The organism is Rhodococcus opacus (assembly GCF_012396235.1).
GTDB classification, from domain to species: domain Bacteria; phylum Actinomycetota; class Actinomycetes; order Mycobacteriales; family Mycobacteriaceae; genus Rhodococcus_F; species Rhodococcus_F opacus.
The window spans coordinates 55,775-76,142 of sequence record NZ_JAAXPA010000002.1; the positions used below are offsets into that span (position 1 = coordinate 55,775).

The following is a 20,368-nucleotide window of genomic DNA, read 5'->3' on the forward strand; positions in this document are numbered from 1 at the left end:
CGCGTCAGCGCACAGCGGGCTGGTGCTGGGTGATGCAGTGAATTCCGCCGCCGCGCGCGAAGAGCGGGCGGGCGTCGACCGACACGACCGTGCGGCCGGGGTAGGCGGCCGACAGGATCGCGACCGCTTCCTCGTCCGCGGGATCGTCGAAGCTGCACGCGATGACGCCGCCGTTGACGACGAAATGGTTGATGTAGCTGTAGTCGACGAAACCCTCCTCGTCGCGCAGGACTGTCGGCGCGGGGACGGTGATGATCTCCCACGACTCACCGCGGGCGTCGGTGGTCTGCTTCAGCACGTCGATGACGGCCTTGCTGACCTCGAAGTCGGGGTGTTCGGGGTTGCGCTGGTCGTGCACCAGGACGACGCCCGGTGACGGGATGGCGGCGACGATGTCGACGTGCCCGCGTGTGCCGTACGTGTCCTGGTCCCGGGTCAGTCCGCGCGGCAGCCAGATGACCTTCGTGGCACCGATCGTCCGGGCGAGCTCGGCCTCGATGTCGGCTTTCGACAGTTCCGGGTTACGGCCGGGGTCGAGTTGCACGGTCTCGGTCACCAGCACGGTGCCGAGGCCGTCGACCTGGATGCCGCCGCCCTCGTTGACGATGGGCGAGTCGACGAGCTCGGCCCCCGACCGCTCGACCACCAGTGCGCCGATCTTCGAGTCCTTGTCCCACTGGGCCCAGTCCTGGCCGCCCCAGCCGTTGAAGATCCAGTCGACGCCGCCGAGGCGTCCGTCCTCGGACAGTACGAATGTGGGTCCGATGTCGCGCATCCAGGCGTCGTTCAGCGGCGCCGCGACGATGTCGATGTCCGCGGACAGGTACTCCTCGGCTGCCGACACCTGTCCGGGGTCGACGACGACAGTGACGGGCTCGAACCGGGACACCGCGTGCGCCACCTCGGCCCACGTGGTGCGGGCCTCGTGGTGTTCCTCGGGGGTGTCGCCCAGGGAGTAGCCCTCACTGGGGTAGGCCATCCAGGTGCGTTCGTGCAGTTCGCCTTCCGCGGGCATGCGCCAGGTCATCAGGCCCTCCCGAACGGGGAGGCGTGATCGACCGGCTCGGTGAGGACGCCGTAGGTGTCGGGGCGCCGGGTGGCCAGGAACGGGAACAGGGCCAGCCAGTCTTCGCGCTGCTGGAGGTCGAGGTCGGCGACCAGGACCGCGGATTCGTCGCGCGGGGCCTGCGCGAGGATCCGGCCGTAGGGGTCGGAGATGAACGACGAGCCGTAGAACGTGATGAGGCCTTCGCTGCCGTGGCGGTTGGGCACCACCATGAACGTGCCGTTCGCGATGCCGTTGCCGACGATCACCTGCTGCCACAGCGGCTGGGTGTCGAACTGCGGGTGGTCGGGCTCGGAGCCGATCGCGGTGGGGTACACCAGGATCTCGGCGCCGCCGAGCGAGTACGCGCGGGCGACCTCGGGGAACCACTCGTCCCAGCACGTCGGCAGTCCGAGCTTCGCCCCGCCGAGTGCCTCGGCGGTGTGGACGGGGTACGGATCGGTTGCGGGACCGCCGCGGAAGTAGGTGTCCTCGTAGTAGCCGGCGGTGACGGGGATGTGCAGCTTGCGGGTGCGGGCGAGCAGTTCACCGGAGGGGGCGACGAGGATGGCCGTGTTGAACCCGAGCCCGTCCTCGTACTGCACACCGTCCTCGGAGTCGTTCCGCTCGTACAGCGAGGCGTGGACGAGGACGCCGTGTTCGGCGGCGGCCTTGGCGGCGAACGTGAACGTGGGGCCGGTGAGGAGGTCCTCGGCGGTCCGTCCCGGGTTGTCGCCACCCGGCGTCGACGCGGGGTAGCGGCTCAGTGTGAGTTCGGGGAGGAACACCACGCGCGCCCCGAGTTTCGCTGCCGCGGCGATGCCCTCGTCGAGTTCGGCCCGCAGGTCCTGATCGTTCTCGTGCCAGCGGTGCTGGACGAGACCGACACGGAGCGGGGTGCGTCCCGTCTCGCGTGTCCTCGACAGGGACTCGGGAGGGGTGAGGGCGGTAATCGTCAACATTGTGTTTCCTCGGATGTTCGGTTCGGCGAGCGCCTAAAACGAATTGGATTCGTTAAGTATGGTGGGTGAATGCTCGGCGATCAAGGGGTGGGGCGTGACGAATTCGATTCCTTCGGTATCCACCCTGGTCGCCGGTGACACACACCGACCAGGAGGGCACCCATGCCACGGCCATCACAGCGACTGCTGTCGCCGGAGATCATCACCGAAGCTGCCATGCGCATGGTGGACCTCACCGGTGACTTCACGATGCCGGGTCTCGCCGAACGGCTGAAGGTGCGGCCCTCCTCGCTGTACAACCACGTGTCCGGGAGGGCGGAGATCATCGAACTGATGCGTGCCCGCATGATGGCGGGCATCGTGGTGGCGGACCCCGACGGCAAGTGGAGCGAGACGGTGGCCGGCCTCGCGCGCGAGTATCGGCGCAATTACGCCGAGCATCCTCGGCTGATTCCTCTGTTCACCGCGCACACAGTGCAGTCCGGTGTGGCATTCGGGCTGTACAACGCGCTGGCGCAGGCATTCTCGGACGGCGGCTTCACGCCCGAAGAGATTCTGCACGCCATCACGACGGTCGACAGCTTCGTGCTCGGGTCGGCGCTGGACCTCGCCGCACCCGAAGTGGTCTGGGCGACGGCGCCGGAGGCGAACGAGGCCATGCTGGCCGCCCTGGCCACGTCCGGGCCGAACCCCGGACGGGCGGATGCAGCATTCGAGTTCGGGCTGCGGACGCTTATCGCGGGCTTGGTGGCGCAGGCTCCGTTCGAGCCGTGAGATCGCCCTCGTCCCGCAACGCCGACGTGTCGCGGTTGAGGGTCTCGCCGCGGAAGAAGGCGGGATTGCGGAAGCGCATGACCATCATCAGCACGGCGCCGAGCAGGAGGATGCCGAAGCCGAGGAAGAAGACGAGGCCGATTCCGCCGATGGACGCACCGCTCGCGTTCTCCGGGTCCATGCTCTCGTCGATCGAGATGACGAACACGGCGAACAGCATCAGCCCGCCGAGCAGCGGAAACGCGAACCGGAAGACGGCGTTGCGCACGCTCGTGAACAACCGGCCCCGGAAATACCAGACGCAGGCGAACGCGGTGATGCCGTAGTACCAGCAGATCATGATGCCCAGCGCGGCGATCGTGTCGAGCAGTGTGCGCTCCGACAGGAACGTGACGACGGTGTAGAAGACCGCGGTCACCACACCGGCGACGACGGTCGCGTAGGACGGCACCAGGAACCGCGGCGACACCTCGGCGAGCTTCTTCGGGAACGCGCCGTAGGCGCCCATGGCCAGCATCGTGCGCGCGGCGGGCAGGAACGTGGTCTGCAGGCTCGCGACCGAGGAGACGAACACGGCGAGGAACAGCAGCATGCCGCCCCAGTTGCCGAGAACCGGATCGGCGAGGGCGCCGAAGACGTTCTCGGAGTTGTCCGGGTTGCCGAGGCCGAGACCGTCCTCGCCGACGCCCGCATACATCATCGCCGCGACCGACACGAGCAGGTAGGTCAGCAGAATCGTCGCGACGCACAGCAGGCCGGCGCGACCGGGGGTCTTCTTCGGGTTCTTCGACTCCTCGCCCAGTGTCAGGCAGGTGTCCCAGCCCCAGAACGCGAAGATCGAACCCGTCAGGCCGATCACGAACGCACCGAGGGCCAGTCCCGTGAACGGGTTGAACCAGCTCAGGTCGAACGACAGCCCGGCGGGGGCGGACCCGTTGCCGACGTGAACCAGTGCCACCACCGCGAAGGCGATGAGCAGCACCATCTGGAAGCCGACCAGCGCGACCTGCAGCTTCTCACTGGTGGTGATGCCGCGACTGGCGATCCACGTGGCGAGCGCGATGAAGAGCAGTGTGGTGCCCACATTCACGAATTTGTTGCCCGGCAGATCCGCGATGCTCGGGGCGTCGAACAGTTTCGCGATGAACAGATAGAAGAACTGCACGGCGATCGCCGCGAGGTTCGAGAGCACGATGATCGTGGCGATCACCATGCCCCAACCGCACATCCAGCCGACGTACGGACCGAACGCCTTGGTCGACCACGTGAACGACGCACCGCAGTCCGGGGATTCGGAATTGAGCTCACGGTAGGCGTACGCCGTGAGGAACATGGGAATGAAGCCGGCGATGAAGATGGCGGGCATCTTCAACCCGACGGCCGCGACGATCAGCCCGATGCTGGCCGTCAGCGTGTAACCCGGTGCCACCGACGAGATTCCGAGGATCGCCCCGGAGAATGTCCCGACCGCACCGGTGGCCAGCCCCTTGGCGCTCACGGCGCCGTCGGCCGACGCCGGCGCGCCTTCGCTGTTCGTCATGTCTGAACCTCCGGTCGGGAACGAGCGTGGATCCGGGGCGGGTGTCGCGGACGGTTTACTCACTGTTTTCGAACTCCTGCTTGGGGACGACCACCATGGGCACCGGCAGGACGCGGAGCATCTTGGCCGCGGTGGATCCCAGGAACAGTCGATGAGGTTGGGCGAGCCGGCTGGAGCCGACCATCACGAGGTCGCCGTCCTGCCAGTCGAGTGTGCGGACCGCCGATTCCACGGAGGATCCGTCGGCGATCGTGACGGACACGGGAAAGTCTTCGGGAAGAGCGGATTTCGCCACTTCGAGGGTGCTCTGCGCGTGGGCGACGGCCCGGTCGCGGATGTCGTCGGGGGTGTCCCGGTGATCGCGGAGGTCGTTCTGCGGGTCGAGTGCGACGAGGGAGACGAGGCGGAGCGGGGTCTGCATCCGCTCGCACGTCCGTACCGCCGTCCGCAGCAGCACATCCGCCCCGGTCCGGGTCCCGAGCGCGCAGGTGACCTCGCGGATCTTCTTCGCGGAGGAATGCCGATAGCCGCGGGGCGCGAGGGCCAGCGGAACGTGCGCCGAGTGCAGCAGTTCCGTCGACACGGAGCCGACGGAGTGCCGCCCCAGCAGGCCGTCTCCGGCGGCGCCGACGACGATTGCCTGCGCCCCCAGCCGGGACACCTCGTCGATGAGACCCTGCGCGAACGAATCGTGGAAGCTCAGGTGGACGTCCACGTCGATGTCGCTCGGCACCGACGACTTCGCCTCGTCCAGCCAGCGCTGGGCACGGGAGGCGAGGATGTCGTCGTAGCCGGTCTCTGCCGGAACTCTCGCCGGGACCGTCCGGTCCGGCGGGAGCACCATGCAGATGTCGAGCTGTGCGCCGAGACTGCGGGCGAGCTGCGCCCCGAGGGCAAGACCGTCCTCCCCGCTGGGGGTGGCGAGATATCCAACGACCAAACGCATGGTGACGGTTCCGATCTGTCTCGGGGCGGGTGGTTTACGCGAAGCCGACGTACTTGGTCTCGAGGTACTCCTCGATGCCTTCGGTGCCGCCTTCGCTGCCGAGGCCGGACTGCTTGACTCCACCGAACGGCGCGGCGACGTCGGAGATCACTCCCCGGTTGACGCCGACCATGCCGCTCTCGAGCTTGTCGGCGACGCGGAACGCACGGTCGACGTTCTGTGTGTAGATGTATGCGGCGAGACCGTATTCGGTGTCGTTGGCGGCGGCGACGCCCTCGGCCTCGGTGTCGAAACCGGTGATCGCGGCGACGGGTCCGAAGATCTCCTCGCGGACGATGCGCGCGTTGGCGGGCACCTCGTCGAGGACGGTGGGCTGGAAGAAGTAGCCGGGACCGTCGACGGACTTGCCGCCGGTGCGGACCCGGGCGCCCGCGGCGACGGCGTCGTCGACGAGGGACGCCACGTTGCGGCGCTGCTTCTCGTTGACGAGGGGGCCGACGTTGGTGCCGTCCTCGCTGCCCGGTCCGACGGTGAGTGCGGCGATCCGGTCGGTGAGCTTGGTGGTGAATTCCTCGCGCACCGAGTTGGCCACGATCAGGCGGTTGGCGGCGGTGCAGGCCTCGCCGCCGTTGCGCATCTTCGCGGCCATCGCGCCCTCGACCGCGGCGTCGATGTCGGCGTCGTCGAACACCACGAACGGGGCGTTGCCGCCGAGTTCCATCGAGGTGCGCAGCACCTGCTGGGCGGACTGCTCGATGAGGATCTTGCCGACCCGGGTGGATCCGGTGAACGTCACCTTCCGCAGCCGCGGATCCGCGAGCAGCGGTTCGGTGACGGCGGCGGCGTTCGACGCGGGCAGCACCGACAGCACACCGGCGGGCAGGCCTGCCTCGGCGAAGATCTCGGCGAGCAGCAGCATGGTGAGCGGGGTGTCCTCGGCGGGCTTGACGATGATCGTGCAGCCGGCGGCGAGCGCGGGGCCGATCTTGCGGGTGCCCATCGCGAGCGGGAAGTTCCACGGCGTGACGGCCAGGGTGGGTCCGACCGGAACCTTGGTGACCATGATCCGTCCGCTGCCGGACGGTGACGTGGTGTAGCGGCCCTGGATGCGGACGGCTTCCTCGCTGAACCAGCGCAGGAACTCGGCGCCGTAGTTCACCTCGCCGCGGCTTTCCGGCAGGGCCTTGCCCATCTCCATCGTCATCAGCAGCGCGAGGTCGTCGGTGCGCTCGATGACCTTCTCCCACGCCGAGCGCAGGATGATCGACCGCTGCCGCGGCGCGGTCGCCGCCCATTCCTCCTGGACCGCCGCGGCGGAGTCCAGTGCGCGCATCGCGTCCTTGCCACCGGCATCGGCGACGTCGGCGATCAGGGTTCCGGTGGCCGGGTCGTAGACCGGGAACGTGCCGCCGTCGATCGGGTCGGTCTGGGCGCCGTCGATCCACAGACCGGTGGGCAGGGTGGCGCGGAGCCGTTCGAAATCAGTCATTGGAGTCCTCGTGGTGGGAATGGTGGTGATCGCACGCCTCCGGGGTGGGGGCGACGTCGAGGGCGGGGTTGCGGTCGAAGAATCCGACCGGCTTCAGCCAGAAGGACACGGTGTCCGCAGGCATGATCGGCCAGTCCTCCGGCCGGGGAATGTGGTGGATACCGAACGTGTACCAGAGCACCACGTCGGTGTTCTCGATCGGGCGGTCGGCCGCGGTCCAGGCGGGAAGTCCGTGATCGACCTTGCTCTGGTTCACGAATTCCCCGGCAGGCCAGCGCTCGTCGGGTGAGTTGGGCGTCACCCAGACGGTGTGGCCGATCGCACCGGTGCGCTGGAAGATCGGCGACGCCGGGTCGAACATCGACGGGATCGCGCCGCCGGGAACGAGCTTGTAGGCGGGGGCGGTGCCGAGGCCGGTGGTCGTGTTGTCGTTGACCACCTTCCACGCCCGCTGGCTCTGCCAGTCGAAGTCCTGTCGGCCCTCGAGTTCGGTGCGCAGCGGGGTGTTCTTCTGGCGCAGCGCGAGACCCAGAGGGTTGTCCGGGCCCATCGGCACCACTTCGGTCTCGGTCGCGTACACCGTGTTCTCGGTGCCGTCCACGTCGAGATCGAGGCGGGCGACCAGGAAGTGCTGGTGGAACGGCGCGTACGTGCGGTTGTCGACGAGCGTCCCGCTGGGGTGCTCCCCGCCTTCCGGGAAGTGGCTGACCACCATGATCCCGGTGGCGCGGACCTCGCATTCGATGTTGCCGTCCTGGTAGAACCGCCAGTAGACGAGATATTCGTAGTTCGCGACCGTCACGTGTGTCGACACCGTCAGCCGCCGCATGCGGCGCACCTCGGCGCCCGCATCGTGGTCGACGTGCTTCCAGAGGACGGCGTTGTCCTCCTCGTGGATACAGATCGCGTTCTCGATCGTGAACGGCACACCGTGGCTGTCGTGGAGTACGGCGTCGAGATACCGGATCTCGCCCAGGCAGTCGCAGCCCAGGGTGAGTGACGTGGTCATGAACCCGATGCCCCACTCGCCGATGTCGAAGGCGGTGCGGCGGTAGTGATCGGTGCTGGTGTCGCGATACGGCACCGCCATTTCCGCGAACGACATCCGGTTCGCGATCGAGCGCACCCGGCCGTTGTCGTTGTAGGTCACCGCGTGCAGGGTCATGCCCTCGCGGTAGTTGAACCCCACCCGCAGTGACCAGTTCTGCCACTCGAGCTTGTTGCCCTCGAGCGTGAACGACGGTCCCTCCGGCTGGACGATGTCCAACGGCTTCAGCGGCGGCCGCGTGCTCGCGTCGCGGATCCGTTCCGGGATGTGCCGGGGCACGTACTCGCCCATGACCTCGGGACGTTCGACGCTGAACGTGTCCTCGATCTCGAGCAGTTCCATCTTGTTGACGTCGATCACACAGTGGAAACCGTTGACCGGGCCCGCGTACGGGTTGGCGCCCTCGGCCGCCCGGACCCAGGTGTCCGACCAGCCGAGCCGGCGTCCCTTGTACTTCTCCGGGGTCACCGCGTCGCCGTACGTCCACACGTCCATGAACACCAGGCTCATGTCCGTGACCCCGCGCTTCGCGAGCGCCGCGATCACGTCCGGGTGCCCGCGGAGGAAGGCGTCCGCCTCTTCCCATTCGTCCACCGTGAAATTCGCCTGGACGTCCGGGATGTGCTCCCAGGAGACCACGTTGTCTCCCGTGAGCGAGACGAGCGCCTTGTAGGTGTCTCCGCTGTTGCGGTCGAAGCACACGACGACGGCCCGGCGGTCCGGGACGGTACCCGACGCGTCGAACGCCGACACCTCGGCCTTGCCGGGCTCGGCCAGTTCGATCGACGCGAACCGCCAGCCGTCCCCGACCCCGTGTTCCCGGGCGAGGACGGCCGCGGCCTGCGCGAATTCGTCCGCCCCCAACGGGTCCAGAGGATGGAACGTGCCGGTGGTCGTCCGGGTCATGGTGTCTCCTCTGGTCGTGGGGTGGGCACTTCGTGCTCGTGCGCCTTTTCGGTTGCGGTGACTACCGAAAAGGCGCACGGGTCAGACGAGCGAGCGCACGATCTGCTCGATGACGGTCAGGGCGTCGTCGAGCAGATCGTCGCTGATCACCAGCGGCGGAAGCAGTCGGATGACGTTTCCGTAGGTACCGCACGTCAGCAGAATGACACCTTGTTCGAGCGCATGGGCGGCAATCGCCTTCGTCAGTTCGGCGTCCGGCTCGTCGGTGCCGGGCTTGACGAACTCCATCGCGAGCATCGCGCCGCGTCCACGCACGTCACCGATGACGCCGACGTCGGCGGCCAGTGCCTTCAGCCGCGGCAGGGCCAGGTCGCCGATGTGCTGTGCGCGAGCGGGCAGGTCGAACTTCCGCATGCTGTCGATCGCCGCGAGCGCGGCGGCACACGCGACGGGGTTGCCGCCGTACGTGCCACCCAGACCGCCGGGGTGCACCTTGTCGAGGAGTTCGGCGCGGCCCGTGATCGCGGACAGCGGCATGCCGCCCGCCATGCCCTTGGCCATCGTGATGATGTCCGGGACGATCTCCTCGTGCTCGCACGCGAACCAGGCGCCGGTGCGGGAGAACCCGGTCTGCACCTCGTCGGCGATGAACACGACGCCGTTGGCGCGGGCCCAGTTCACCAGGGTGGGGAGGAATCCCTCGGCGGGAACGATGAATCCGCCCTCGCCCTGGATCGGCTCGATGATGATCGCCGCGAGTGAATCGGCGCCGATCTGCTTCTCCATCTGGCTGATGGCGCGCTGGGCGGCCTGCTCACCGGTCAGTCCGTCCTGGTCCCGGTAGGGGTAGGACATGGGGAGCCGGTACACCTCGGGCGCGAACGGACCGAAGTGGGCCTTGTAGGGCATCGACTTGGCGGTGAGGGCCATCGTCAGGTTCGTACGACCGTGGTAGGCGTGGTCGAACGCGACGACGGCGTCGCGGCCGGTGGCGAGGCGAGCAACCTTGATCGCGTTCTCCACGGCCTCCGCGCCCGAGTTGAACAGGACGGTGCGCTTCTCGTGGTCGCCGGGGGTGAGGGCGGCGAGCTCCTCCGCCACGCGGACGTAGCCCTCGTACGGGGTGACCATGAAACAGGTGTGGGTGAAGTGCCCGACCTGCTCCCGAACCGCCTCGGCGACGGCCGGATCGGACGCGCCCACGCTGGTGACCGCGATGCCCGAGCCGAGGTCGATCAGGGAGTTGCCGTCGACGTCGACGACCACACCACCGTCGGCATCCGCCGCGTACACGGGGACGCTGGAGCCGACGCCCGCGGCCACGGTGGCGCGGCGACGTGCGGTGAGGGCCGCCGACTTCGGGCCGGGGAGCTCGGTGACCAGGGCGCGCTTCTGCGGCAGCCGGTACTGGATGTCGTTCATGTTGGTGCAGTCCTCAGGGTCGTGACGTGGATGGGTATGGGGTGGGCGACGTCAGTCGTGGGAACTCATGACGTGCTTGATGCGGGTGTAGTCCTCGACGCCGTAGCCGGAGAGGTCCTTGCCGTAGCCGGAGTACTTGAATCCGCCGTGCGGCATCTCGGCGACGAGCGGGATGTGGCAGTTGATCCATACGGCGCCGAAATCGAGTGCGGCCGAGAGGCGTTGCGTGACGCCGTGATCGTTGGTCCACACACTCGACGCCAGACCGTACCGGACGTCGTTGGCGAGGGTGACGGCCTCCTTCTCATCGGAGAAGCTCTGCACGGTGAGGATGGGGCCGAACGTCTCCTCCTGCACGATGTCGTCGCGCTGGTCGACGCCGGTGATCACGGTGGGTTCGAAGAAGAATCCTTGCTCTCCCGAACGCTTTCCGCCGGTGACGATCTTGGCCGAGGTGGGGAGCGAGGCGATCTTGGAACTGACCGCGTTGAAGTGGTTGATGTTGTTGAGCGGGCCGTAGAACGCGTCCGGGTCGTCCGGCAGACCGGGCTCGAGCGTCTCGGCCTTGCGGACGAGGGCGTCGACGAGCTGGTCGTGGATGGACTCGTGGACGAGGACGCGGGTGGCGGCGGTGCAGTCCTGGCCACCGTTGAAGAAGGCTGCCTCGGCGATGCCGCTCGCGGTCTTCTCGATGTCGACGTCACCGAAGACGATGGCGGGGGCCTTGCCGCCCAATTCGAGGTGCGCGCGCTTGAGCTGGCGTGCGGCGGAGACGGCGACGGCGATACCGGCGCGCACGGATCCGGTGATCGACACCAGTCCGAGGGCCGGGTTCTCGACGAGGGTCGCGCCGGTCTCGCCGTTGCCGAGGACGACGTTGAAGACGCCGTCCGGCAGGATCCCCTTGGTCAGCCGGGCCAGGACGAGCGTGCTGTTCGGGGTGGTGTCGCTGGGCTTGAGCACGATCGTGTTGCCTGCCGCGAGCGCGGGGCCGATCTTCCACAGCGCCATCATGAACGGGTAGTTCCACGGGGTGACCTGACCGACGACACCGATCGGCTCGCGGCGCACGTAGGACGTGAAGCCGTCCATGTACTCGCCGGCGGCCTTGCCTTCGAGCATCCGGGCCGCGCCCGCGAAGAAGCGGAGCTGGTCGGCGCCCACCTTGATCTCTTCGTCGGCGATGACCTGCTTGGGCTGCCCGGTGTTGCGGCATTCGGCCTCGACGAGTTCGTCGCTGTGCGCCTCGATCGCGTCGGCGAGCTTCAGCAACGCGGTCTGCCGCACGCTCGGGGTGGTCTTGCCCCACGAGACGAAGGCCCGCTCGGCTGCCTCGACGGCGGCGTCCACGTCGGCCTTGGTGGAGACGGGCGCACGCCCGACGACGCTCTCGTCCACGGGGTTGATCAAGTCCAGCGTCTCCGTCGCGGATGAGGCGACGAACTCACCGTTGATGTAGTTCTCGAGTACGTCGATCGACATTCGTACCGGTTCCTCTCGTGGGGTCGAAACTCGTGTGTCGGAACGGACCGTCGGTCGATCAGTCCGACCGGAGTCCGGAGTTGCAGAGCATCTGAAAACAAGTGTGCGCTGCCTCACAAGCCAGGGGCAGCTGACAAAATGGTGAAAGACGCGCCCCCCGCCGCGCCGAGTTGTCCAATCCGGAGTCACCCGTGCGAGCAGGTGTGGCCGGCCGCGCCGGAGCCGGCGAAGGGCACGTCCGCAACGGCGCTCGCCGAGGCGGCGTCGTGCACGATCGCGCCGCCGACGAGGGTGAGGTCGGCCCGCTGGTCCAGCAGTTGTCCGGGCTCGAGCGTGTAGAGGTCCGCCGACCAGACGACCAGGTCGGCCCGGGCACCCGGACGGATCACTCCGAGCTCGTCCTCGGCGTGCCACGCCCACGCGCCGCCGCGGGTGTACGCCCGCAACGCCGAATCCAGGTCCATCCGTTCGCGCGGAGTCCAGTCGGTCCGGCCGTCCAGACCCGAGCGGGTGAGGGCGGAGTACAGGCCGACGAGCGGATCCATCTCCCCGACCTGCCAGTCGCTCGAGAACGCCAGCGCCGCCCCCGACTCGGCGAGCGAACGGAATCGCCACGCCCGGTCCCACCGGTCCTCGCCGACGTTCTCCATCCACGTTCCCGCGACGAGGTCGGGAGAGCAGTGCCGCGGCTGCATCGCCGCGACCACGCCGAGCTCCCGGAACCGGGGAAGGTCCTCGGGATGGAGGCATTCGACGTGGACGATGCCGTGCCGTCGGTCGACCGTCCCGTTCGCGCGGCCGGCGTGCTCGATCGAGTCGAGCGCCAGCCGGATTCCCCAGTCGCCGGTGGCGTGGGTGTGCGTCTGGAAGCCGAGGCGGTCGAGTTCGGTGAGCATCGCGGTGAACTCCTGCGGCGGCAGGCTGGGCGCGCCGCGATGCCCCGGCCGGTTCGCGTAGTCGGACAGCATGGCCGCGGTGTGCGGTTCGATCACGTCGTCGGCGTACAGCTTGACCGGCCCGAGCCGGAGCATGTCGTCGACGGGTGCGCTGTCCACGGCCTCCCGCAGGTCCCGGCGGAACGCGGCGTCGGCGCCGACCGGGTGGAACAGGGCGGTGATCACCCGCGAGTGCATCCGCCCCTCGGCGCGCGCCCGGTACATCAGATCGAGTTCGGCCAGCGGGACCTGCGGTTCGACGACGGTGGTAATACCGCTCGCGGTCGCCATCTCCAGGCTGGACGTGATGCGCCGATAGCGGCGGTCGGGGGAGTACATCGGGATGTCGCGTTGCAGACCGGCCAGACCGGCCCGCGTCATCGCGCTGGTGTAGAAGTCCGTGACCCAGCCGGTGGGGACGCCGTCGTCGTCGAATTCCGGCCGTCCCCAGGGGATCTGGGTGCCGCGGTCGATTCCGAGCACACGCAGTGCGGCGTCGTTCAGCCACACCGAGTGCTGGTCGTAGGTGGTGATGAAGACCGGACGGTCCGTGAGGCCGCGTAGGTCGGCGGCGTTCGGGCGGCGCCCGGTCACCACGGAGTAGACGGCGTTCTCGGCGCAGATCCAGTCGAGGTCGGGGCGGGTGGCCGCGTGCGCGCCGATCCGTCGCCGGACCTCGGTGAGGTCGGGTGCGCCTTCGAGGCTCACGGCGTCGGGATCGAATCCGAGGAGAAGGTGGTTGTGGCTGTCGATGATCCCGGGGGTGAGCAGTCGCCCTCGCAGGTCGATGGTGCGCCGGGCGGCGGGGGCGTCCTCGGTGGTCCCGACGTACCGGATGTGGCCGTCCGCGATGCCGACGGCCTCGGCCCGGCCGGTGGTGTCGAACGTCCGCACGACGCCGTTGGTCAGAAGCAGGTCGAGCATCAGCAGTTCTCCTCGGGGGCGGCGTTCAGCAACAGCAGGTGGGTGTTCTTGCGCGGTCGCAGGTACAGGGCGAAGTAGACGAAGCCGGCGGTGACGAGTCCGAGGGAGATGCCGAGGCTGAGCCACTGCTCCGGGTCGAGCAGCGTGACGACGAAGACGAGGCCGAGCGCGGCGATGCAGATTCCCGGGGCCAGCGGCCACAACGGCATGCGGTAGCCGATTCGGGTGGTGCCGCCGCGGCGGTGGTTGATCGCGGCCAGCGCGATGAACAGGTACGTGAACGTCAGGGTCGTCCCGGTGGCGGTGAGCAGGACGTCCAGCGGGACGAGGCACGCAGCGAACGCGATGGCGCCCATCACGACGGTGGCGAGGACGGGGACGCGGCCCTTGGCGCTGACGGTCTGCAGCGGCGCGGCGACGGTCTCGGGGAGGGCGCGATCGCGTGCGGCGGCGTAGAGAAGCCGGCCCGCCTGCAGCGTGATCGCGATGATCGCGTTGATCACGGCGAGGGCGATCGAGAGCAGGACCACCATGGCGACGGCGTGACCGGCGCGTTCGGTGAGGAATGCCTCGACAGGAAGGCTGGAACCGAAGAGTTCGGTCTGCGAGCGGGCGCCCACCAGGATCGCGATGAGCGGGACGAGTTCGGTGGCGACGGTGATGACGGCGCTCCAGATCACTGCCTTCGCGATCGAGCGGGCGGCGTTCTTGGTCTCCTCGGCGAAGTAGACGGCGCCGCCGTACCCGTTGTACGCGAAGATTCCCTGGGTGACGGCCAGCATCAGTCCGGAGATCGCCAGTGGTGCGAGGTTGCCGGTGCTCGGATCGAGAACCTCCGGGCTGAGGAGGCTGGTCAGTGGCCGTTCCATGTGGACGAAACCGAGGACGGTGAGCAGAGCCAGCGCCGCCATCTCGACGCCCAGGAAGACCCCGGTGAGCCATGCGTTGGTGCGGATGTCGAAACATGCGGTCACGGTGGTGATCACGACCACGACGAGCGCGGTCTGCTGCGGCGACAGGCCGTGGATCGCGACGCCCAGGTAGTCGGCGACCCCGAGGGCGAAGACGGCGATGATCAGCGGCAGGGAGATGAGGCTGATGAAGAACGTGGCGACGCCGAAGGCCGGTCCGAGTGCCCGCGACACGAGTGAGTAGTCGCCGCCGGCAACGGGATACGCGGACGCGAGTTCGGCGTAGCAGAAGGCGATGAGGATGCTCACGATGCCGGCGATGAGGAACGCCCAGAGCACGCCGGTGCCGAACAGGGCGAGCGCCGAACCACCGAGGATGAAGACGCTCGACGCCGGCGAGATCGACGACAGGGTGATCAGGATGTTTCCGCCAACGCCGATGCTCCGGGAGAGCGAGGCCTCGTAGGTGCCGGGTGCGGCGGGGGGAGTGGCGGTGGGTGGCCGGGCGGTCTGGTCCATGAGCTGTCCGTTCGGGGAGGGGGAGGGGCGAAATAGTTTTTTGACATGTCCGTCAAACAACTGGGCCGAGTGTCACAGATCACGTCGGCTAGTGTCAACGGCATGGCGCGACCGAACACTCAGAAGCAGCGGCGTTCCGAGCTCATCGAGGCGACACTCCAGGCGGGATCCGCGCACGGGCTCAGGTCGCTGTCCCTGACCGATGTCGCGAAGCGCGCGGGCCTGACGCGCGGCGCGCTGCTCTACTACTTCGACGATCTGGATTCGCTTCTCGTCGAGGCCCACCGGGCGGGCACCGAGCGCTACTGCGACCTGCGCGACGAGGCGGTGGCCGCGCAGTCGTCGTACGCCGCCAAGCTGCGGACGGCCATCGACGCCGGGCTGCCGAGCGGTCCCGACGACACCCTGATGCGGCTGTTGTACGAATTCGACTTCATGACAGGCACTTCGGCGCTGCACGACGAACTTGTCCAGAAGATGTATCTGCGTCAGTTCGCGACGTACCGCGCCATCCTCGGCGACGGGCACGCGGCGGGGGAGTTCACCGTGCGCGGCGACATCGACCAGGCGGCAATGAATCTGGTGGCCCTCGAGGACGCCTACGGGCTGCACATCGTCGGGGGAAACAGTCTCATCACCGTCGATGCCGCGCGCACGGCGATGCTGGGATTCTGTGAGCAGATCGGCTGCGGCGTCACGGAAGACGCCGCAGCCGAACGGGACTGACCGGGCCGGCTGCGTCGGCTACGCCGGGTGGCTGCCTGCCACCTCCGCTTCGTGGCGCACCGAGCCGGCCACCACGGTCAGCTGCACCCGCGCGGTGAGGAGGGAATCGGCGCCGGCGGTGAACGGATCACCGTCGAGGACCACGAAGTCGGCGGCCTTGCCCGTGACGAGTTGACCGGTGAGGTCGTCCCAGCGGCACGAGTAGGCGGCGTCGCGGGTGGCGTGCGCGAGCGCGTCGGCCATCGGCAGTGCGTACTCGGGCAGGTTCGGGGCGAGCGCCGGATCGATCGCGGACTTGCGCGTCGTCGCGATGTACATGTTGGGCAGCGGGGGATGCGGCGCCGTGGGGGCGTCGGACCCCAGCGCGAGGACGGCGCCCGCGGCGGTCATCTCGGGCCACGGGAACGCCCGCTCGACCCGATGGTCGCCCAGCATCGCCCGCCAGTTGTCCTGGATCGCCGGATCGGCATGGACCGGCTGCATCGACGCGACGACGCCGAGGCGCGCAAGCCGCTGCACGTTGTCCTTCGTGATCGTCTCCAGGTGCTCCATCCGGTGCCGACGCGGTCGAATCCCGTTGGCGGCGATCGCCTTTTCGAGCGCGGCGAGCGCGATCTCCGACGCCTCGTCGCCGATCGCGTGCAGCGCCACCTGCAGGCCGGCGGCATCCGCTGCGACGACCACCGGTGCCAGCGAGGCGAGATCCCAGATCGGTTCGGCGTTCGTCCCGTCCGAGTACGGCTCCTTCATCGCCGCGGTGCAGCTGTCGATGACGCCGTCGATGATGATCTTGATCCCGGCCATCCGCAGCCACGGACCCTGCAGTCGCCGGTGGTGCTCCACCGCCTCGTGCACCTGGCGGACGTTCTCCTCGTCCGAATCGGTTCGTTCGATCAGCCAGTGCCCGGCCACCCGGAGCGGCAGCGTGTCCCCGCCGGCGGCCAGTGCGCGTTCGAGCGCCTCGAGTTCGTCCGCGCCGAGCGCCATGTCGACCGCCCCGGTGACGCCGTCCGCGAGATACTGCTCGAACGTCGCCGCGAGGGCGACATCCCGCTCGGTGTCGCTGACCAGCTTCGCGAGGGCGGGCCACACGATCTGGGTCACCGCCGTCTCGTAGAGCATGCCGGTGGCCTCGCCGGTGACGGGGTCGCGCTCGATCCGGCCGCCGATCGGGTCGGGAGTGTCCGCGTCGATGCCGAGTTCGCGGAGCGCCGCCGTGTTCACCCACGCCGAGTGCACATCGTTGGAATCGAGGTACACGGGACGGTCGGCCTCGGCCGCGTCGATCATCTGCCGGGTCGGCGGGTGCCCGTCGAGTGCCGAAAACAGCCAGCTGCGTCCCAGGAGCCGGGGTGCGTCCGGGTTCTCGGCGGCGAATCGGCGGATGCGGTCCTGGATGTCGTTCAGATCGGCGGCGCTTTGCAGGTCCACCTTCTGGAGGGCCTGGCCCATCATCAGCAGGTGGGTGTGGGCGTCGATGAAGCCGGGCAGGACGAAGGCCCCGCCGAGTTCGACGACGCGGGCGTCGCCGGACAGCGTGTCGGCGGTCGCGGTGTCGCCGACGTAGGTGAGGCGATCGCCCTCGACGATCATCGACTCGGCCCAGGCGGGTTCGGCGGCGGTGAAGATCCGGCCGCCGCGGTAGTGGGTCGTCGTGTCGGTGTTCATGGTGTTCTCTCTTTCCGTCAGACGACGACCGAAGTGGTGTACCGGGCAGTGGGGTCCTGTCCGGGTGACGCGGAGGCCCGCTCGGTGCGCGTCGACAGGCGGGCGATCGACACGATCGGGACGAGCAGGACGAGGCTGATGCCCGCCAGGACGAAGCCGAACGCGACGTAGCCGACTGCGCCGGTCACGAGGGTGCCGAAGAGCGGGGCGAATGCGGACCCCACCAGATACGTCCCGAGGAGCGGGGCGGACCAGCGGCCGGATGGGTCCAGCGCGGCCGCGATGGCCACCACGTAGATGAAGGCCGCGGCGTACACCGTGTTCCAGGCGATGATGAGCACCAGATACGTCGTCGAATCGGTGGCCAGGCACGAGCCCAGTTTGAGGGCCGCGCCGAGCACGAGGAGGACGGCGGTGGGGACGGTGCGTCCGAGGCGTGACCCGAGCGCGGTCAGGACGAGGGCGGCGCCGATGCCGCCCGCGGTGGAGAGGCTGAGGGCCAGACCCATCTGCTGTTCCGTCAGGGCGGCGTGTTCGGCGCCCATGATGCCGGACACCGCCCACAACGAGTCCTCGCCGATCGCCCAGATCGCGAAGAGCACGAGCAGGGTGAAGCCGGCAACGGCCAGTTTCCTCTCGGTGACGCCCTCGGGCAACGGGGTTGGTGTGTGCGCGGTGCTCGCCGAGTCGTCCTCGACGGCGGGGGCGGACGGCAACCAGCTGATCGTGAAGACCGTCGCCAGCGCCAGTACCGCGACGATCCCGAAGGCATTGGTCATGTGCAGGCCGAGGATCGGGATCAGTGCCAGTATTCCGGTGACCGCGGTGCGGTTGACGAGCCCGTTGATCCCGGACACCCGGTTCGGATTGTTCAGCGCGGCCAGAGCCGCCCCGCCGACCGCGACCGCGCCACCGGCACCGATCCCGCCGACGATGATCGCGACGCACGCGATCGGGGCCGAGTGGACGGTGGCGGCGACGGCGAATCCCGCGGCCATCACGACGAGGCTGACGCGGCCGAGCAGGTGGCGCGAGCGCCCCGCCGCCCACCGGGTCGTTGCGAGGCAGACGAGTGCGGTGGCCAGCAGGGAGCCGGTGAGGACGGCGCCGGCGACGGTCTGGGTGATGCCGAGATCGTCCACCATCGCGATGATCATGAGCGGGATCAGATTGGCCGTGATGTAGCCGACGACGAAGACGCTGAACGTGGCGATACCTCGGCCGAGTGTCAGTGGGACGCGGACGGCGGTGGTCACGTGGGATTCCTGGGGTGGGTCAACGACAACTCCGTGTCTCGGGTGGCGCCCGCGTGAGACGTGGGTCACTTAGCGAATGGGATTCGTTAAGTATGCGGAGGGCGCGTCCCGTACGCAAGGGGTCAAACGAACTCAATTCGTTAATGTTGGGTTTCGGCGTTGCCCGAGGGTCGACGTCTGACACAATGGAGTAGTCGTCCGTGCTCCGCTGGCCAATTTGTCCAGCGCTATCCCGATCCCGACCGGTCAGGGTGGCACGGACCCGACCGCAATGCGCAGGAGCCGACATGACCGTTCCCGTTCGCTGGATGTTGTCCCAGCCGGACCTGGCTCTCGAGCTGAAGGGTGGCGCCGCCGGTCTCGGCAACGAGATCACATTCGCCCACACCACCGAACTGCAGGACCCCTTCCGGTGGCTCTCCGGCGGAGAATTACTCCTCACCACCGGCATCCGGCTTCCGCTGACCGCCGCCGACCGGGCCCGATACCTGCGCGGCCTCGGTGAAGCCGGGGTGGCGGCGGTCGGGTTCGGCACCGGTCTCTCGCATCCGGAGGTCCCCGAGGACCTCGTGGCCGTCGCCGACGAGATCGGGCTGCCGCTGCTCGAGGTGCCGTTGCCGACACCCTTCGCGGCCGTGGTCAAGCGGGTCATGAACCGACTCGCGGAGCAGGAGTACGAGGCGGTGCTGCGCGCGTCCCGGGCCCAACCGCGGATGACCCGCGCCGTCATCCAGGGCGGCACCGGCGCCACCGTGCGCGAGCTGGCCGTCGCAACGTCGGCCACCGTCCTGCTCCTCGACCTGTCCGGCCGGGTGCTGGAGTCCCATCCGGCGCAGCCGGCGGAGGATGTGATCGGGGAACTGCGGGAAGTGCTGGAGGCGGGCACCGGCGGGGCATCGAGCAGCGTGTCGCTGGCACGGTCGGGCGCGTCGATCACCGTGCAGCAGATCAGCGTCGGCAGCACACCGCACGGGCACCTCGCCGTGATCAGCCCCACCGCGCTCAGCCACGTCGACCAGATTCTGCTCGGTCACGCGAACTCGTTGCTCGCGCTGGATTTCGAGAAGCCGGTGCGGCTCCGGACCGCACAGAACCGGCTCAACTCGCACGCCCTCGGCCTGCTGCTCACCGAGGACCGCGATCTCGCGCCCGCCTGGTCGCAGATCCGGCACGCCGCAGACGCGGACGGGATGGTCCGTGGACTCACGGTCGTGGCCGAGACACCGGCACTCGCGGAACGGGTGGAGTCGGCGGTCGCGGTCGCCATGAACAAGGCCGGGCGGCAACTCTTCTCGCGCCGTCACGACACGCGGGTCACCGTTCTGCTGCGGGGCACCGACGACGTGGACTTCGCGCGGGCGATGCTACGCGGACTGTCCGGGCCGGCGCGGAAGGCGATCCGTGCGGGGCTGAGCGGGAAGCGGGAGGTCGCCGGTCTGGTGGCGGCCATCGAACAGTCCCAGCTCGCCGCGTCGGCCGCCGAGGCCGGGGCCGAGCCGTTGGAGTTCGCGGCGCTGACCGGTAGCGCGCTGCTCGCCTTCAGCTCGACGCGGGAGGTGCTGAACTCCCTGGCGGACACGATGATCGCGCCGATCGACGACTACGACCGCACCAACGGAACGGAACTGCTGGGATCGCTGCGGGCGTTCCTCGAGGCGAACGGGCACTGGGAGTCGGCGGCCGCGGCGATGGGCGTGCACCGGCACACCCTGCGCAGCCGCATGGCGCGGATCGAGTCGTTGATCGACTGCAGGCTGGACGTGGCGCGGGTGCGCGCCGAACTGCTGCTCGCGATCATCGCCCGGCAGTCGTGAC

Annotated in this window: 15 protein-coding genes; 3 read left to right on the top strand and 12 right to left on the bottom strand. The window is 68.7% G+C overall.

Annotated features, from left to right (window positions below; translation table 11 throughout):
• Positions 1–4: 4 nt before the first annotated feature.
• Together HGB39_RS02205 and HGB39_RS02210 are read right to left on the bottom strand one after the other, a co-directional pair.
• Positions 5–1,027, bottom strand: coding sequence for an agmatine deiminase family protein (locus tag HGB39_RS02205; protein WP_005571828.1), 1,023 nt, complete (start codon positions 1,025–1,027; stop codon positions 5–7).
• Positions 1,027–2,007 carry a nitrilase-related carbon-nitrogen hydrolase gene (locus HGB39_RS02210; RefSeq protein WP_005571829.1) on the bottom strand — a complete coding sequence of 327 codons (981 nt, stop codon included), beginning with the start codon at positions 2,005–2,007 and terminating at the stop codon, positions 1,027–1,029. Before HGB39_RS02210 ends, HGB39_RS02205 begins: the two co-directional genes overlap by 1 nt.
• A gap of 162 nt (positions 2,008–2,169) precedes the next feature.
• On the opposite strand from HGB39_RS02210, the gene HGB39_RS02215 reads away from it, so the two are divergent.
• Positions 2,170–2,781, top strand: a complete 612-nt coding sequence (locus tag HGB39_RS02215) for a TetR/AcrR family transcriptional regulator (protein WP_005259946.1) — start codon at positions 2,170–2,172, stop codon at positions 2,779–2,781.
• Here the strand turns inward: HGB39_RS02215 and HGB39_RS02220 are convergent.
• The 8 genes from HGB39_RS02220 to HGB39_RS02255 all read right to left on the bottom strand — a co-directional run bounded on the left by HGB39_RS02220 (position 2,741) and on the right by HGB39_RS02255 (position 14,903).
• On the bottom strand, positions 2,741–4,321 hold the full coding sequence (locus HGB39_RS02220) for an APC family permease (protein ID WP_005571839.1): 1,581 nt from the start codon (positions 4,319–4,321) through the stop codon (positions 2,741–2,743). The genes HGB39_RS02215 and HGB39_RS02220 overlap by 41 nt on opposite strands.
• Before the next feature lie 55 nt (positions 4,322–4,376).
• Entirely contained in the window at positions 4,377–5,267 is an 891-nt protein-coding gene (locus HGB39_RS02225; RefSeq protein WP_005571844.1) for a universal stress protein, read from the bottom strand.
• Positions 5,268–5,301: 34 nt separating this feature from the next.
• Complete coding sequence (locus HGB39_RS02230) at positions 5,302–6,756, bottom strand: NAD-dependent succinate-semialdehyde dehydrogenase (RefSeq protein ID WP_005259940.1); 1,455 nt, start codon at positions 6,754–6,756, stop codon at positions 5,302–5,304.
• Positions 6,749–8,710: a primary-amine oxidase gene (locus HGB39_RS02235; RefSeq protein WP_005571846.1), complete on the bottom strand. Its 1,962-nt coding sequence runs from the start codon at positions 8,708–8,710 to the stop codon at positions 6,749–6,751. The genes HGB39_RS02230 and HGB39_RS02235 overlap by 8 nt, the downstream gene beginning before the upstream one ends.
• Positions 8,711–8,791: 81 nt before the next feature.
• Entirely contained in the window at positions 8,792–10,132 is a 1,341-nt protein-coding gene (gene gabT, locus HGB39_RS02240; protein ID WP_005238605.1) for a 4-aminobutyrate--2-oxoglutarate transaminase, read from the bottom strand.
• Between the two features lie 51 nt (positions 10,133–10,183).
• A complete protein-coding gene (locus HGB39_RS02245; RefSeq protein WP_005571847.1) occupies positions 10,184–11,614 on the bottom strand; it encodes a gamma-aminobutyraldehyde dehydrogenase in 1,431 nt (476 codons plus the stop codon).
• A 185-nt stretch (positions 11,615–11,799) separates the two neighbouring features.
• On the bottom strand, positions 11,800–13,473 hold the full coding sequence (locus HGB39_RS02250; protein ID WP_005571848.1) for an amidohydrolase: 1,674 nt from the start codon (positions 13,471–13,473) through the stop codon (positions 11,800–11,802).
• Complete coding sequence (locus tag HGB39_RS02255) at positions 13,473–14,903, bottom strand: APC family permease (protein ID WP_005571850.1); 1,431 nt, start codon at positions 14,901–14,903, stop codon at positions 13,473–13,475. The genes HGB39_RS02250 and HGB39_RS02255 overlap by 1 nt, the downstream gene beginning before the upstream one ends.
• A gap of 69 nt (positions 14,904–14,972) precedes the next feature.
• Here HGB39_RS02255 and HGB39_RS02260 point away from each other — a divergent pair, with 69 nt between their 5' ends.
• Positions 14,973–15,629 (top strand): TetR/AcrR family transcriptional regulator, encoded by a 657-nt coding sequence (locus tag HGB39_RS02260; RefSeq protein ID WP_005259929.1) that lies wholly within the window; start codon positions 14,973–14,975, stop codon positions 15,627–15,629.
• A gap of 18 nt (positions 15,630–15,647) precedes the next feature.
• Here the strand turns inward: HGB39_RS02260 and HGB39_RS02265 are convergent, their stop codons facing one another.
• Together HGB39_RS02265 and HGB39_RS02270 are read right to left on the bottom strand one after the other, a co-directional pair.
• Complete coding sequence (locus HGB39_RS02265; protein WP_064080344.1) at positions 15,648–17,297, bottom strand: amidohydrolase; 1,650 nt, start codon at positions 17,295–17,297, stop codon at positions 15,648–15,650.
• Positions 17,298–17,314: 17 nt separating this feature from the next.
• Complete coding sequence (locus tag HGB39_RS02270) at positions 17,315–18,553, bottom strand: MFS transporter (protein ID WP_005563634.1); 1,239 nt, start codon at positions 18,551–18,553, stop codon at positions 17,315–17,317.
• A gap of 287 nt (positions 18,554–18,840) precedes the next feature.
• On the opposite strand from HGB39_RS02270, the gene HGB39_RS02275 reads away from it, so the two are divergent.
• A complete protein-coding gene (locus HGB39_RS02275; protein WP_005259923.1) occupies positions 18,841–20,367 on the top strand; it encodes a PucR family transcriptional regulator in 1,527 nt (508 codons plus the stop codon).
• The last annotated feature ends 1 nt before the right edge of the window (position 20,368 follow it).